17 protein-coding genes are annotated in these 15197 nt (G+C 65.3%); 9 read left to right on the top strand and 8 right to left on the bottom strand.

The genetic code is table 11. From position 1 onward, the window contains the following. Positions 1 to 82: 82 nt before the first annotated feature. Entirely contained in the window at positions 83 to 1576 is a 1494-nt protein-coding gene (locus PI990_RS00925) for an aldehyde dehydrogenase (RefSeq protein WP_271659585.1), read from the bottom strand. 308 nt (positions 1577 to 1884) lie between these two features. Here PI990_RS00925 and PI990_RS00920 point away from each other — a divergent pair, with 308 nt between their 5' ends. Further along, on the top strand, positions 1885 to 2247 hold the full coding sequence (locus PI990_RS00920) for a cupin domain-containing protein (RefSeq protein ID WP_271659584.1): 363 nt from the start codon (positions 1885 to 1887) through the stop codon (positions 2245 to 2247). A 146-nt stretch (positions 2248 to 2393) separates the two neighbouring features. On the opposite strand, the gene rpmG is transcribed toward PI990_RS00920, so the two are convergent. Further along, positions 2394 to 2549, bottom strand: a complete 156-nt coding sequence (gene rpmG / locus PI990_RS00915; protein WP_003457707.1) for a 50S ribosomal protein L33 — start codon at positions 2547 to 2549, stop codon at positions 2394 to 2396. 10 nt (positions 2550 to 2559) lie between these two features. Next, on the bottom strand, positions 2560 to 2796 hold the full coding sequence (rpmB, locus tag PI990_RS00910; protein WP_021702024.1) for a 50S ribosomal protein L28: 237 nt from the start codon (positions 2794 to 2796) through the stop codon (positions 2560 to 2562). A gap of 357 nt (positions 2797 to 3153) precedes the next feature. On the opposite strand from rpmB, the gene PI990_RS00905 reads away from it, so the two are divergent. Both PI990_RS00905 and PI990_RS00900 read left to right on the top strand, forming a co-directional pair. Next, complete coding sequence (locus tag PI990_RS00905; RefSeq protein WP_271659583.1) at positions 3154 to 4731, top strand: ABC transporter substrate-binding protein; 1578 nt, start codon at positions 3154 to 3156, stop codon at positions 4729 to 4731. After that, positions 4731 to 5291 carry a DUF2867 domain-containing protein gene (locus PI990_RS00900; protein ID WP_271659582.1) on the top strand — a complete coding sequence of 187 codons (561 nt, stop codon included), beginning with the start codon at positions 4731 to 4733 and terminating at the stop codon, positions 5289 to 5291. The genes PI990_RS00905 and PI990_RS00900 overlap by 1 nt, the downstream gene beginning before the upstream one ends. Here PI990_RS00900 and radC read toward each other — a convergent pair. Then, positions 5288 to 5962, bottom strand: a complete 675-nt coding sequence (gene radC / locus PI990_RS00895; protein ID WP_021218927.1) for a RadC family protein — start codon at positions 5960 to 5962, stop codon at positions 5288 to 5290. The two genes, PI990_RS00900 and radC, sit on opposite strands and share 4 nt — an antisense overlap. 134 nt (positions 5963 to 6096) lie before the next feature. Here radC and coaBC point away from each other — a divergent pair, with 134 nt between their 5' ends. The 5 genes from coaBC (at position 6097) to PI990_RS00870 (ending at position 11914) form a co-directional block, all read left to right on the top strand. After that, positions 6097 to 7305, top strand: coding sequence for a bifunctional phosphopantothenoylcysteine decarboxylase/phosphopantothenate--cysteine ligase CoaBC (coaBC, locus tag PI990_RS00890; protein ID WP_021218926.1), 1209 nt, complete (start codon positions 6097 to 6099; stop codon positions 7303 to 7305). Between the two features lie 6 nt (positions 7306 to 7311). Beyond that, a complete protein-coding gene (dut, locus tag PI990_RS00885; RefSeq protein ID WP_021218925.1) occupies positions 7312 to 7767 on the top strand; it encodes a dUTP diphosphatase in 456 nt (151 codons plus the stop codon). A gap of 40 nt (positions 7768 to 7807) precedes the next feature. Next, entirely contained in the window at positions 7808 to 10411 is a 2604-nt protein-coding gene (locus tag PI990_RS31475) for a phosphomannomutase/phosphoglucomutase (protein ID WP_442969310.1), read from the top strand. Positions 10412 to 10427: 16 nt separating this feature from the next. After that, entirely contained in the window at positions 10428 to 11333 is a 906-nt protein-coding gene (gene argB, locus PI990_RS00875) for an acetylglutamate kinase (RefSeq protein ID WP_021218923.1), read from the top strand. A 134-nt stretch (positions 11334 to 11467) separates the two neighbouring features. Next, positions 11468 to 11914, top strand: coding sequence for an acyl-CoA thioesterase (locus tag PI990_RS00870; protein ID WP_271659581.1), 447 nt, complete (start codon positions 11468 to 11470; stop codon positions 11912 to 11914). 3 nt (positions 11915 to 11917) lie between these two features. Here the strand turns inward: PI990_RS00870 and PI990_RS00865 are convergent, their stop codons facing one another. Next, entirely contained in the window at positions 11918 to 12502 is a 585-nt protein-coding gene (locus PI990_RS00865; protein WP_043240978.1) for a hypothetical protein, read from the bottom strand. A 26-nt stretch (positions 12503 to 12528) separates the two neighbouring features. After that, a complete protein-coding gene (gene pyrE / locus PI990_RS00860) occupies positions 12529 to 13170 on the bottom strand; it encodes an orotate phosphoribosyltransferase (protein ID WP_021218920.1) in 642 nt (213 codons plus the stop codon). Positions 13171 to 13251: 81 nt separating this feature from the next. On the opposite strand from pyrE, the gene PI990_RS00855 reads away from it, so the two are divergent. Then, positions 13252 to 14031: an exodeoxyribonuclease III gene (locus tag PI990_RS00855; RefSeq protein ID WP_031287526.1), complete on the top strand. Its 780-nt coding sequence runs from the start codon at positions 13252 to 13254 to the stop codon at positions 14029 to 14031. A gap of 55 nt (positions 14032 to 14086) precedes the next feature. On the opposite strand, the gene PI990_RS00850 is transcribed toward PI990_RS00855, so the two are convergent. Then, entirely contained in the window at positions 14087 to 14452 is a 366-nt protein-coding gene (locus PI990_RS00850; RefSeq protein WP_031287525.1) for a DUF4870 domain-containing protein, read from the bottom strand. A 22-nt stretch (positions 14453 to 14474) separates the two neighbouring features. Continuing rightward, positions 14475 to 15194 carry a ribonuclease PH gene (gene rph / locus PI990_RS00845; protein ID WP_021218917.1) on the bottom strand — a complete coding sequence of 240 codons (720 nt, stop codon included), beginning with the start codon at positions 15192 to 15194 and terminating at the stop codon, positions 14475 to 14477. Positions 15195 to 15197 lie beyond the last annotated feature (3 nt).

Below are 15197 nucleotides of genomic sequence, written 5' to 3'. Positions count from 1 at the left end.
AAACCCGGCCGCAGGTGTGGCTCCAGGGGAGCCGGCCTCCCGAAGGAAGGCGGACCTTGTCAGGCGGTCATGCCGCCCTTTTTCAGAGCTTGATCCAGGTGGATTTCAGCTCGGTGTACTTGTCGAACGCGTGCAGCGACTTGTCGCGGCCGTTGCCCGACTGCTTGAAGCCGCCGAAGGGCGCGGTCATATCGCCACCGTCGTACTGGTTGACCCAGACGCTGCCGGCACGCAGCGCCTTGGCGGTCAGGTGGGCCTTGGACAGGTTGCTGGTCCAGACCGCAGCGGCCAGGCCGTAGACGGTGTCGTTGGCGATGGCGATGGCATCCGCCACGTCGTCGAAGGCGATGACCGAAAGCACCGGGCCGAAGATCTCTTCCTTGGCGATGCGCATGGCGTTGTCCACGCCGTCGAAGATGGTCGGCTCGACGTAGGTGCCGCCGGTCTCTTCCATTACGCGCTTGCCGCCGGCCACCAGCTTGGCGCCGTCGTCATGGCCGGCCTGGATGTAGGACAGCACGTTGTTCATCTGGGTGGTGTCGACCAGCGCACCGACGTTGGTTTCCGGGTCCAGCGGGTTGCCCGGCTTCCAGGTCTTGATCGCCGCGACCACCATGGGCACGAATTTGTCCTTGATCGAACGCTCCACCAGCAGGCGCGAGCCAGCGGTGCAGACCTCGCCCTGGTTGAAGGCGATGGCGCCCGCGGCGGCCTCGGCGGCGGCCTGCAGGTCAGGCGCGTCGGCGAAGACGATGTTCGGGCTCTTGCCGCCGGCTTCCAGCCAGACGCGCTTCATGTTGGATTCGCCGGCATAGATCATCAGTTGCTTGGCGATCTTGGTGGAGCCGGTGAACACCAGGGTGTCGACGTCCATGTGCAGGGCCAGGGCCTTGCCCACGGTGTGGCCGAAACCCGGCAGCACGTTGAACACGCCGGCGGGGATGCCGGCCTCGATGGCCAGCTGGGCGATGCGGATGGCGGTCAGCGGCGACTTCTCGGACGGCTTGAGCACCACCGAGTTGCCGGTGGACAGCGCCGGGCCGAGCTTCCAGCAGGTCATCAGCAGGGGGAAGTTCCAGGGCACGATGGCGGCGACCACGCCGACCGGCTCACGGGTCACCAGGCCCAGCTCGTTGTGCGGGGTGGCCGCGACTTCGTCGTAGATCTTGTCGATGGCCTCGCCGCTCCAGCGGATGGCGCGGGAAGCGCTGGAGACGTCGATGTTCAGCGAGTCGCTGATCGGCTTGCCCATGTCCAGGGTTTCCAGCAGCGCCAGCTCTTCGCCATGGGCGTCGATCAGGTCGGCGAAGCGGATCATCACCTCCTTGCGCGCGGTGGGCGCGAGGCGCGACCAGACACCGGACTCGAAGACGGCGCGGGCGTCCTTCACCGCCAGCTCGGCATCGGCCAGGTCACAGCTGGCGACCTGACCCAGCACGCGCCCATCCACCGGGCTGATGCAGTCGAAGGTCGCGCCGGAGACGGCGTGGGTGTACTCGCCATGGACGAAGGCACGGGTTTCGATCTGCAGGGACTTGGCGCGCTGTTCCCAGTCGGCACGAGTCAGGATGGTCATGGGGCATTCCTCTTATTAGTAGAAAAGTGCCGGATCCTGGCTCCGGCACTGTCAAGAATTCTGCAAGGCCAGCATGCGGCCGAACCTGATCGCAACCCTAAACCAGAGGGCCCTGGGTTTTCAATATTTTTGACAAAATTCCAGCAAACGCCCTTGTCATGTTCGTTTTATTAAACATAGACTGCGGATCGGATCGCCCTGGCGTTTTCCTTGCTTCCCAAGGGGAGAGGGAAAGCTGCCGACAACCGGGCAGAATAAAAAACAGGTCCGCCGGGCGCGGACCACCCGCCAGCTGCAACGGAACCGCCATGAACATCGAATCCATCGTCGACTTCGCCAACAGCCCAGCCGCCGCCGAGCGCTACCGCCCAGCCCCCGAGAAAGTCCTCAAGGGCGACCCGGAGCAGAGCGTGCGCAACCACTACGGCAGCCCCTGCGGGCAGTTCAACGTGGGCATCTGGGAAGGCGCAGTCGGCCACTGGACCGTCAGCTACACCGAACACGAATACTGCGAGATCCTCCAGGGCGTTTCCGTCCTGCGTGACGCCGACGGCAACGCCAAGACCGTTCGCGCCGGTGACCGCTTCGTCATTCCCGCCGGCTTCTCCGGCACCTGGGAAGTGCTCGAGGCCTGCCGCAAGGTCTACGTGATCTTCGAACAGGCCAAATGATCCACCGCTTCACCTCCAGAAGCTCGTAATCCCCTTGAGCCCGCGCAAGCGGGCTTTTTTATGGGCGCGGGAAAGGCCGGACGACAAATCGCGGGCATGAAAAAGCCCGCCATGTAGGCGGGCTTCTTCGGCAAGGGCCGGATCAATTACTTGATCTTGGCTTCCTTGTAGATCACGTGCTTACGCACGACCGGATCGAATTTCTTGATTTCGATCTTGTCGGGAGTAGTGCGCTTGTTCTTGTCGGTGGTGTAGAAGTGGCCGGTACCGGCGCTGGACACCAAACGGATCAGTTCACGCATGATTAGCTCCTTATACCTTCTCGCCGCGAGCACGCAGCTCGGACAGGACTACGTCGATACCACGCTTGTCGATGATGCGCATGCCCTTGGCGGAAACGCGCAGACGCACGAAGCGCTTCTCGGACTCGACCCAGAAGCGGTGGTGCTGCAGGTTCGGCAGGAAACGACGACGGGTTTTGTTGTTAGCGTGGGAAACGTTGTTCCCGGTAACCGGACCCTTACCGGTTACTTGACAGACTCTAGACATGCCTCAGCCCTCTAAACCTCATGCCCAACCCGGCATGGGTTGGCCGCTTGAACTCTCACTTGTGGGCGTTTTAGCGCCCGTCTCGTCAGGGTCTTACCGGCCACACACAGACTGCGAAAGACCGGGCCCCTAGAAAAGAGCGCTGCTTTATATCAGAAACCCCCTAGTGCAGCAAGGACTGCACCACTTTGCCGAAAGCGGTGCCCTACCGCGAGGGGCCTGCAACCGCAGCGACGCGGGCCGCGCAGAAAATAACCGCTCGTCGCCAGAAGCGCATTGCCCCGCTCCTGGCCATGGTCTAGCGTAGGGCCTCCGCCCGCCGCCACCGGCCAGGGCCACCGCAAATGGAGCCTGCCCATGCGATTCGCCGCCCTTCCCCTGCTGCTCGCCCCGCTGTTCGCCCAGGCGGCCAGCCTGAGCGTCTGCACCGAGGCCAGCCCCGAAGGCTTCGACGTGGTGCAGTACAACTCGCTGACCACCACCAATGCATCCGCCGATGTGCTGATGAACCGCCTGGTGGAGTTCGATGCCCAGCGTGGCGAGCTGGTGCCCGGGCTGGCGCAGAGCTGGGAGGTCTCCCCCGACGGCCTGGCCTACACCTTCACCCTGCGCCCCGGTGTACGCTTCCACGCCACCGAGTACTTCAAGCCCGGCCGCGAGCTGGATGTCGATGACGTGCTGTTCAGCTTCCAGCGCATGCTCGATGCGGCCAACCCCTGGCACAAGGTCGCCCAGAGCGGCTTCCCCCACGCCCAGTCGATGCAGCTGCCGCAACTGATCAAGTCCATCGACAAGGTCGCGCCACTGCAGGTGCGCTTCACCCTGAACAAGCCCGACGCCACCTTCCTCGCCACCCTGAGCATGGGCTTCGCCTCCATCTATTCGGCCGAATACGCCGAGCAACTGATGAAGGCCGGCACGCCGGAGAAGCTCAACGCCCAGCCGATCGGCACCGGCCCCTTCGTCTTCAAGCGCTTCCAGAAGGACGCCGTGGTGCGCTATAGCGCCAACCCGGACTATTTCGCCGGCAAGCCGGCGGTGGACGGCCTGATCTTCGCCATCACCCCGGACGCCAATGTGCGCCTGCAGAAGCTGCGCCGCGGTGAATGCCAGATCGCCCTGTCGCCCAAGCCGCTGGATGTCCAGGCGGCGAGCAAGGACGCCGCGCTCAAGGTGGTGCAGACATCGGCCTTCATGACCGCCTTCATCGGCATCAACAGCCAGCACCCGCCGCTGGACCAGACCAAGGTGCGCCAGGCCATCAACCTGGCCTTCGACAAGCAGAGCTACCTCAAAGCCGTGTTCGAAGGCAGCGCGAGCGCCGCCAACGCCCCCTATCCGCCCAATACCTGGAGCTATGCCAAAGACCTGCCCGGCTACGCCCATGACCCGGAGAAGGCACGCGCGCTGCTCGCGGAGGCCGGCTTCAAGGATGGTTTCAAGACCACGATCTGGACCCGACCTTCCGGCAGCCTGCTGAACCCCAACCCCAGCCTCGGCGCCCAGCTGCTGCAGGCGGACCTGGGCAAGGTGGGCATCCAGGCCGAGATCCGCGTGATCGAATGGGGCGAGCTGATCCGCCGCGCCAAGGCCGGCGAGCATGATCTGCTGTTCATGGGCTGGGCCGGCGACAACGGCGACCCGGACAACTTCCTCACCCCGCAGTTTTCCTGCGCCTCGGTGCAATCGGGGCTCAACTTCGCACGCTATTGCGACGCCGAATTGGACAAGCTGATCAGCGACGGCAAGGGCCTCGCTGACCAAGCCGAACGCACGACCCTCTATATAAAGGCGCAGCGCATCATCCAGGAACAGGCGCTGTGGCTGCCGCTGGCCCATCCCACCGCCTTCGCCCTGACCCGCGCCGGCGTCGAGGGCTACCAGGCCAATCCCTTCGGTCGCCAGGACTTTTCCCACGTCAGCGTGAAACCCTGATGGAGCTGAGCCAGCGCTACCTGCCGCAGTTCCAGTTCGTCGAGCGGCACCAGCTGCCACTGCGGGCAACGCCACGCCAGGCACTGGATGCGGTCGGCGAACTCGCCGTGCATGACGACCCGCTGGTGCGCACCCTGCTGTATATCCGCGAAGCGCCGGCACGCCTGGCCGGCGCACTTGGGTGGCGCAACAGCCTCAAGGGCCGCGCCACCTTTGGCCTGCACGAATTCACCCTGCTGGAACGGGACGCCGATCGCGCCCTGGCCTATGGGCTCATCGGGCGCTTCTGGCGCAGCGACTTCGGCTTGCAGCCGGTCAGCGACGCCAGTGCCTTCGACGCCTATGCCGAGCCCGGCGTCGCCAAGCTGGTTCTGAGCTTTCACTGCAGCCCCGGCGCGGATGGCCGCACGACCCTGCACACCGAAACCCGGGTCTATTGCCCGGATCGGCGCAGCCGCCTGCTGTTCACGCCCTACTGGCTGGCCATACGCCCGGCCAGCGGACTGATCCGCCGGCGTTTGCTGGCCGCCATCCAGCGCCGGGTCGACGACACGCGCTAGAGCCAGCCGTACTCGGCCATCGACAGCGGCTCGCCATCTCCCACCACGAAGTGGTCGAGCACCCGCACCTCGACCAGTGCCAGGGCCTCCTGCAGACGCTGGGTCAGCAGGCGATCCGCCTGGCTGGGTTCGGCAACCCCGGAAGGGTGGTTGTGGGTGAGGATCAGCGCGGCCGCGTTGTGCGCCAGGGCCCGCTTGACCACCTGGCGCGGATAGACGCTGGCTCCGTCGATGGAGCCATGGAACAGCACCTCGAAGGCCAGCACCCGGTGCTTCGAGTCGAGGAACAGGCAACCGAACAGCTCATGGGGTTCATGGCGCAGCTGCGCCTTCAGGTAATCGCGCACCGTCTGCGGACTTTCCAACACCGAATTGCGGCGCAGCCCTTCGGCCAGGTGCCGACGCGACATCTCCAGCACGGCCTGCAGCTGGGCGTATTTGGCCGGCCCGAGGCCGAGGCGGCTGCAGAAGGAATCGATGTCCGCCTCCAGCAGCAGGCGCAGGCCACCGAAGTCATTGAGCAGATGGCGGGCGAGGTCCACCGCGCTCTGCCCGGCCACCCCGATACGCAGGAATATGGCGAGGAGTTCGGCGTCGGTGAGGGCCGCCGCGCCCTGCTCTAGAAGCTTCTCCCGCGGCCGCTCCGCCGCAGGCCAGTGACGAATGCTCATGGCACCTCCGTGGTTGAGCGCACCGCTGTTCCCATGCGGTCGCTGTGCTATCTTAATCCACCTTTTTTGCGCGGCGATTGGCCTGGGGAGGCGTCGTCGCCGCTGCGCAATCTAAACATCCATAAGGCAGGCCTATGCAGCGGCTCTATCGGAAACGCATCGTACTGGGCGTGGGCGGCGGCATTGCGGCCTACAAGAGCGCGGAGCTGGTTCGCCGCCTGCGCGACCAGGGCGCGGAAGTACGGGTCGTGATGACCCATGGCGGGCGCGAATTCATCACCCCGCTGACCCTCCAGGCCCTTTCCGGCCACCCGGTACACCTCGACCTGCTCGACACCGCTGCCGAAGCGGCCATGGGCCATATCGAGCTGGCACGCTGGGCCGACCTGGTGCTCATCGCCCCCGCCACCGCCGACCTCATGGCCCGCCTGACCCAGGGCGTGGCCGATGACCTGCTGACCACCCTGGTGCTGGCCACCGACGCACCGGTTGCCCTGGCCCCGGCGATGAACCAGGCCATGTGGCGCGACCCGGCGACCCAGGCCAACGCCGAAGCCCTCGCCAAGCGTGGCCTGCACCTGTTCGGGCCGGCATCCGGCAGCCAGGCCTGTGGCGACGTCGGCCTCGGCCGCATGCTCGAAGCCGACCAGCTCGCCCAGCTGGCCGCCGACCTGTTCCAGCACAAGGCCCTGACCGGCCGCCACGTGCTGATCACCGCCGGCCCGACCCAGGAAAACATCGACCCGGTGCGCTACATCACCAACCACAGCTCCGGGAAGATGGGCTTCGCCCTCGCCGAAGCTGCGGTGGAGGCGGGCGCCAAGGTCACCCTGATCACCGGCCCCGTGCACCTGCCGACGCCGGACCGGGTCAACCGCATCGATGTGGTCAGTGCCCGCGACATGCTCGCGGCCTGCGAAGCGGCGATGCCCTGCGACCTGCTGATCGCCGCGGCCGCCGTGGCCGACTACCGCCCGGAAGTGGTCGCGGCGCACAAAATGAAGAAGGACCCCACCAGCGGCGAAGGCCTGCTGCTGCAACTGGTGCGCAACCCGGATATCCTCGCGACCCTCGCCGGGCGCGCCGATCGCCCCTTCAGCGTCGGCTTCGCCGCCGAGACCGAGAACCTGCTCGAGTACGCCTCGCGCAAGCTCAAGGACAAGAACCTCGACCTGATCGTCGCCAACGATGTGGCCAACCCCAGCATCGGCTTCAACAGCGAGGAAAACGCGATCACCATCATCGATCGCGCGCTGCACCAGAACAGCTTCGCCCAGACCAGCAAGGGCAAGATCGCCCGCCAGCTGATCGCCTTCATCGCCGATCGCCTCAACCAGGCCTGAGACCCCATGCACTCATTGCAAGCCAAGATCCTCGACCCCCGCATCGGCCGCGACTTCCCGCTGCCCCAGTACGCCACGCCGGGCTCCGCCGGCCTCGACCTGCGCGCCATGCTCAAGGAAGACCTGACCCTGGAACCGGGCCAGACCGTGCTGATCCCCACCGGCCTGTCCATCTACATCGCCGACCCGGGCCTCGCCGCGCTGATCCTTCCGCGCTCGGGCCTGGGCCACAAGCACGGCATCGTGCTGGGCAACCTGGTCGGCCTGATCGACTCCGACTACCAGGGCGAGCTGATGGTCTCCTGCTGGAACCGTGGCCAGAGCGCCTTCACCATCGCCATCGGCGAGCGCATCGCTCAGCTAGTCTTGGTGCCAGTCGTGCAGGCGCACTTCGAGCTGGTCGACGAGTTCGACGAGAGCCAGCGCGGCGCGGGCGGCTTCGGGCACTCCGGCAGCCACTGATCCGGAACGACTTCAGGATGATCCGCGGGGGAGACCTTCAGTGAAACTCTTCAAGCGCAGCGCCAAGGATGCCGACACCGAGATCCTGGCCAGCCCTGCCGAAAAGAACAAACCTGTCCGTGACAAGGGCCTGGGCGACCTGCTGCCCGGCGCCATCGCTGCGGCACTGGGCGTGGCCGCCGCCGGCGTGCTGCTCTGGGCCGCACTGATCAACGGCGCCCAGCAGACCCAACGCAACCAGCTCAGCCAGGCCTGGGGTGAAAGCCAGGCCAGCGCCCTGCGCCAGGCCCTGGCGCAACTGGTCGCCGACACCGCCGCCGCCGCCCGCAACCCGGCGCTGGCCGAAGCGCTCAACAGCGCCGACACCGCCCAGGTGCAGGCGGCCGAGCGCGGCCTCGGCTACTGGAACGCCGTGGTCGACGCCCACCTCAACCTGCCCGGCCAGGCCCAGCAGAACAGCCAGCGCGCGGCACCGATGAACTTCGCCGCCCTGGACATGCTGCGCCGTGTCGAAGCCGGCCAGAAGCCCGCGCCGGAAGCCTACCGGGTCGGCCAGCGCTGGCTGGTCTACAGCGCCGCACCGCTGCGCCTGACCGACAGTTCGCCGATCCAGGGCACCCTGCTGCTGGTGGTCGACCTCGACCGCCTGCTCGGCGCCCTCGCACCGCTGCCCGACGGTGTCGGCCAGCTGCAGTTCACCCAGCAGTTCGGCAACGCCCCGGCCCAGACCCTGACCCTGCGTGGCGCCCAGGCCGAAGGCGTGCCCATCGCCCTGAACACCGGCAACCCCAACTGGAAGCTGTCGTTCATTCCCGGCCCGCAACTGAGCGATTCGGGCATGTCCCCCCTCCTGCTGGCGGTGGCCGCGCTCCTGGCCCTGGCCGGCGCCCTGATTGGCCTGTACCTGCTGCGTGGCGGCTTCAATCGCAAGCTGCATGCAGATGTGATCCAGCTCAACCAACTGGTGCAAGAACTCTCCAGCGGCAAAAGCGTCAAAGCCTTCAGTCTGCGCCTGTCGGCGCTTGACGCCCTGGCCCAGTCGCTCACCCGGCAGTCACGGCGCAAGCCGGAGCCGGCGGCGGGCAGCGCTAACGGCGATCGGCAACCCGGCCAGGCGGTTACCCCTGCCCCGGCCAAGATGATCGAGCCACCCGTGTTGGCCGATCCGCTTTTCCAAGATACCGACATCCTCGATATCGACATCCTCGACGAAGACCAGGACCTCCTGGGATTGGAGCAAGCCCCCGTCATGAGCACCCCGCAAGCCGCACCCAACCTGCCCGCCAGCATCTTCCGCGCCTACGACATCCGTGGCGTGGTCGGCGACACCCTGACCGCCGAAACCGCCTACTGGGTAGGCCGTGCCATTGGCTCCGAAAGCCTCGCCCGCGGCGAGCCCGCCGTATCGGTCGGCCGTGACGGCCGCCTGTCCGGCCCCGAACTGGTGCAGGCACTGATCCAGGGCCTGCTGGACTGCGGCTGCCAGGTCACCGACGTCGGCATGGTACCGACCCCGGTGCTCTACTACGCCGCCAACGTGCTGGCCGGCAAATCCGGCGTGATGCTCACCGGCAGCCACAACCCGCCGGACTACAACGGCTTCAAGATCGTCGTCGCCGGCGAGACCCTGGCCAACGAGCAGATCACCGCGCTGCACACCCGCATCAAGGAAAACGACCTGGCCAGCGGCGTCGGCAGTGTCGAGCAGGTCGAAATCCTCGACCGCTACTTCAAGCAGATCCGCGACGACATCGCCATGGCCAAGCCCATGAAGGTGGTGGTGGACTGCGGCAACGGCGTGGCCGGCGTGATCGCCCCGCAACTGATCGAAGCCCTGGGCTGCACCGTCATCCCGCTCTACTGCGACGTGGACGGCACCTTCCCCAACCACCACCCGGACCCGGGCAAGCCCGAGAACCTGGTCGACCTGATCGCCAAGGTGAAGGAAGAGAAGGCCGACCTGGGCCTGGCCTTCGACGGCGACGGCGACCGCGTCGGCGTGGTGACCAACCAGGGCACCATCATCTACCCCGACCGCCTGCTGATGCTCTTCGCCAAGGACGTGGTTTCCCGCAACCCGGGCGCCGACATCATCTTCGACGTCAAATGCACCCGCCGCCTGACCGCCCTCATCAGTGGCTACGGCGGCCGCCCGGTGATGTGGAAGACCGGCCATTCGCTGATCAAGAAAAAGATGAAGGAAACCGGCGCACTGCTGGCCGGCGAGATGAGCGGCCACATCTTCTTCAAGGAGCGCTGGTTCGGCTTCGACGACGGCATCTACAGTGCCGCCCGTCTGCTGGAGATCCTCAGCCAGGACAAGCGCGACGCCGAGCACGTGTTCTCCGCCTTCCCCAGCGACATCTCGACGCCGGAGATCAACATCACCGTTACCGACGAGAGCAAGTTCCGCCTGATCGAGCGCCTGCAGCGCGACGGCACCTGGGGCGACGCCAACCTCACCACCCTGGACGGCGTGCGCGTCGACTATCCCAAGGGCTGGGGCCTGGTGCGCGCCTCCAACACCACGCCGGTGCTGGTACTGCGCTTCGAAGCGGACACCGAGGAGGAGCTCGAGCGCATCAAGGAAGTGTTCCGCGCCCAGCTCTACACCGTAGCCCCCGATATCAACCTGCCGTTCTGATCCACCGGAGCCCTGCATGACCCTCAGCCGTGACGCCGCATCCCAAGTCGCCCAGGTCCTGTCCGAAGCGTTGCCGTACATTCGCCGCTTCGTCGGCAAGACCCTGGTCGTGAAATACGGCGGCAACGCCATGGAAAGCGACGAGCTGAAAGCCGGCTTCGCCCGCGACATGGTCCTGATGAAGGCCGTGGGCATCAACCCGGTGGTCGTGCACGGTGGCGGGCCGCAGATCGGCGATCTGCTCAAGCGCCTGTCCATCGAGAGCCACTTCATCGACGGCATGCGCGTCACCGACGCGCAGACCATGGACGTCGTGGAAATGGTCCTCGGCGGCCAGGTGAACAAGGACATCGTCAACCTGATCAACCGCCATGGCGGCAGCGCCATCGGCCTGACCGGCAAGGACGCGGAGCTGATCCGCGCCAAGAAGCTCACCGTCAGCCGCAAGACGCCGGAGATGACCCAGCCGGAAATCATCGACATCGGCCACGTGGGCGAGGTCACCGGGGTCAATATCGAGCTGCTGAACATGCTGGTGAAGGGCAACTTCATCCCGGTCATCGCCCCCATCGGCGTTGGCCCGGAAGGCGAGTCCTACAACATCAACGCCGACCTGGTGGCCGGCAAGGTGGCGGAAGCGCTGAAAGCCGAGAAGCTGATGTTGCTGACCAACATCGCCGGCCTGATGGACAAGCAGGGCCAGGTGCTCACCGGGCTCTCCACCGAGCAGGTCAACGAGCTGATCGCCGACGGCACCATCTACGGCGGCATGCTGCCGAAGATCCGCTGCGCCCTCGAAGCGGTGCAGGGTGGCGTGACCAGCGCGCACATCATCGATGGCCGCGTGCCCAACGCGGTGCTGCTGGAGATCTTCACCGACAGCGGCGTCGGCACCCTGATCAGCAACCGCAAGCGTCACTGAGTCTTCAGCAGGCCCAGGCGGTACCCGAATAAGCCGGAGCGATCCGGCTTATTCACATCCGCGATCCAGCCATACCGCTCTTGCCGGCCCGCCTCCTTGCGCAGAAGCTGACTGCTCACGGCAAGGAGCACGAGATGGCCGCACCCCCCTCCCTGAACGACTTCACCTTCTTCATGCCGCTGCGCGTGCGCTGGGCTGAAGTGGACCCGCAAGGCATCGTCTTCAACGGCCACTACCTGACCTACGCCGACGTCGGCATCACCGAGTACTTCCGCGCCCTGGGCGTGCGCTACCCGGAGGACTTGGCGCAGGACGGTGGCGACTTCTTCGCCGTGCGCACGCTGCTGGAATACCTGGCGCCGGCGCGCTTCGACGATGAGCTTTCCATCGGCGTAAGGGTAGGGCGGCTGGGTGGCTCGAGCCTCACCTTCAATATCGGCATCTGGCGCGGCGAAGCGGCGCTGACGGCCGGCGAGATCGTTTATGTCCACGCGGATGATGCGAGCCGCAGCAGCAAGCGGCTGCCGGACTGGCTGCGGGAGAAAGTCAGGGCATTCGAGCGGCACCCCGCCGAGGAATGAAGCTCAGCGCTGCAGCAGCTGGGCCAGGCGGGCGCGGTCGGCGGCGAAGCCGGCCTGGGCGTTCTTGCGATCCTGCTGGTAGCGGGCGATGTCCTGCTCCAGGCGCTGCTGCTCGGCACGCAGGTCGCTGATCTGCGCCACCAGATGCTCGGGAACCTGGCGGCCGGCACGCTCGTTGTCGGCGGCCTGGGCCTGCAGGTTGGCCTGCTGGGTACGCAGGGACTGCTGGTTGCCACGGGCGACGCTGATCACCCCGTCGAGCTCCGCCAGCTTGCGCTGCAGGGCACGGTCGACGTCTTCGACGCTGGTGTACAGGCGCAGCAACTGGGCGTCGGAGCCGGCACGGGCCTTCTCTTCCTGCATGCGCTTGCGCTCTTCCAGGGTGGGCGCCGGCGGTACCGTCTTGGTCACCCGGCCCTGGTCGTTGAGGACTTCATAGCCCTTGTCGATGTACTGCGAGGGCACGCCAAGGCGATCGAGCACAATCACGCCCTTGTCATTGGTGTAGCGATAGAGCTCGGCTTGCGCCAGAGCAGGCATCAGCACACCCATGAGCAAGGCAAAACGGACTGCACCCGATTTCGGCATGAAGACACCCTGTCGTTGTTGGCGAATCAGATTCCGTAGTTCGCGCGGTAGCTTTCCACTGCCGGCAGATACTTCTTCAGTTCAGCATCACCTGCGAGATATTCCAGCACCTGTTCCAGGGAAACGATGCTCACCACCGGCATGCCGAAGTCACGCTCGACTTCCTGGATCGCCGACAGCTCGCCCTTGCCGCGCTCCTGGCGGTTCAGCGCGATGAGCACGCCGGCGGCCTGGGCCTGCTGGCCCTGGATGATCTGCATGACTTCGCGGATGGCGGTACCGGCGGTGATCACGTCATCGATGATCAGCACGCGGCCGGCCAGCGGCGCGCCCACCAGGGTGCCGCCCTCGCCATGGTCCTTGGCTTCCTTGCGGTTGAAGCACCAGGGGATATCGATCGCGTGATGTTCGGCCAGAGCCACGGCCGTGGCCGCAGCCAGCGGGATGCCCTTGTAGGCGGGCCCGAAGAGCACATCGAAGGGAATGCCGCTGTCGACCACTGCCGCCGCATAGAAGCGGCCCAGTTGGGACAGCGCGAGCCCGCTATTGAACAGGCCGGCATTGAAGAAATAAGGGCTGGTACGCCCGGATTTGAGAGTGAACTCACCGAAACGCAGCACACCGCGTTCGATGGCGAAGCGAATGAAATCGCGTTGATACGCCTGCATGTAAAAGCCCCGGACGGCACGGATTTAGCTAAATAGAAAGAGCTCGGGTATCATACACGCACGAGTTTTTGGGGGCCATTTATGCGGATCATCAGTGTGAACGTGAATGGTATTCATGCCGCAGCCGAACGAGGACTCCTCAGTTGGTTGCAAGCACAGAATGCCGACGTGATCTGCCTGCAAGACACCCGTGCCTCTGCCTTTGATCTGGACGACCCAGCCTTCCAACTGGACGGCTATTTCCTCTATGCCAGCGATGCTGAAGTGCCAAGCCAAGGCGGCGTGGCGCTTTATTCGCGTTTGCAACCCAAGGCAGTGATCTGGGGTCTCGGTTTCGAGACCTGTGATCGTTATGGGCGCTACCTGCAGGCGGATTTCGACAAAGTGAGTATCGCTACCCTGCTGCTGCCTTCGGGCCAGGGCGGCGATGAGAACCTGAACCACAAGTTCAAGTTCATGGACGACTTCACCCACTATCTGAACAAGCAGCGCCGCAAGCGCCGCGAGTACATCTATTGTGGTTCGCTTTACCTCGCCCATCAGAAGCTGGACGTGAAGAACTGGCGCGACTGCCAGCAGCTGCCCGGCTTCCTCGCGCCCGAACGCGCCTGGATGGACGAAGTGTTCGGCACCATGGGTTACGTGGACGCGCTGCGCGAAGTCAGCCGCGAAGGCGACCAGTACAGCTGGTGGCCCGACAGTGAACAGGCCGACATGCTCAACCTCGGCTGGCGTTTCGACTACCACATCCTCACGCCGGGCATGCGTCGCTCCGTGCGCAGCGCTCGCCTGCCGCGCCAGCCGCGCTTCTCCCAGCACGCGCCGCTGATCGTCGACTACGACTGGCTGCTGAGCATCTGAGACGTCGCACCCGTAAAAAAGCCGGCTGATGCCGGCTTTTTCGTTTCTCGCGCTCCTACTTCACCGGACGCCAGGTGAAGGGATAGCGATAGGCCTGGCCTTCGTTGGCCTTGATGCCACCGATGATGGTCAGCACCAGCGCAACCAGACCCACCAGGGGCAGCAGCACGAAACCGATCAGCACCAGCATCAGCAGCATGCACACCAGGCCGGCGAGGGTGACGGTGATCTGGAAGTTCAGCGCTTCCTTGCCCTGCTGGTCGATGAAGGGATCGACGTCCTTCTTCACCTGCCAGAGGATCAGCGGGCCCAGCAGGTTGCCGAAGGGCAGCACCACACCGAGGAAAGCGGCGAAATGGCAGAACATCGCCCATTGCCTAACTTCCTGGTTGGGCTGTGGAACTTGGGTTGGCTCATTCATGCGGGTTTCCTCGGGTGGGTGATCAGTCGACCAGCGCGGCGCGCTGCAGCTCGAACAGCTCGGTGACGCCTTTCTTGGCCAGGGCCAGCATGGCGTTCAGCTCTTCCGGCTGGAAGGGCGCGCCTTCGGCGGTGCCCTGTACCTCGATGAAACCGCCGGCATCGGTCATGACCACGTTCAGGTCGGTCTCGGCCGCGGAGTCTTCCAGGTAGTCGAGGTCCAGGACCGGCTCGCCCTGGTAGATGCCAACGGACACGGCGGCAACCATCTGCTTCAGCGGCTCGCCCTTCAGCGCGCCACGCTTCTTCAGAACCTTCAGCGCATCCATCAGGGCCACCATGGCACCCGTGATGGAGGCAGTGCGGGTGCCACCGTCGGCCTGGATCACATCGCAATCCAGGTAGATGGTGTTCTCGCCCAGCTTGCTCATGTCCAGCGCAGCGCGCAGCGAACGGCCGATCAGGCGCTGGATCTCCAGAGTGCGACCACCCTGCTTGCCACGGCTGGCCTCGCGCTGGTTACGCTCGCCGGTGGCGCGCGGCAGCATGCCGTACTCGGCGGTCAACCAACCCTGGCCCTGGCCCTTGAGGAAACGCGGGACACCGGATTCGACGCTGGCGGTGCAGATCACCTTGGTATCCCCGAATTCGACCAGCACCGAGCCTTCGGCATGCTTGGTGTAGTTGCGGGTGATGCGGATCGAACGCAGCTGGTCAGCCACTCGGCCACTGGGACGTTTCATCTG

The organism is Pseudomonas sp. TUM22785, assembly GCF_028198105.1.
Lineage (GTDB): Bacteria > Pseudomonadota > Gammaproteobacteria > Pseudomonadales > Pseudomonadaceae > Metapseudomonas > Metapseudomonas solani.
Note: the sequence above shows the minus strand (reverse complement) of the source record. Positions and strands in the feature narration are given on the sequence as shown.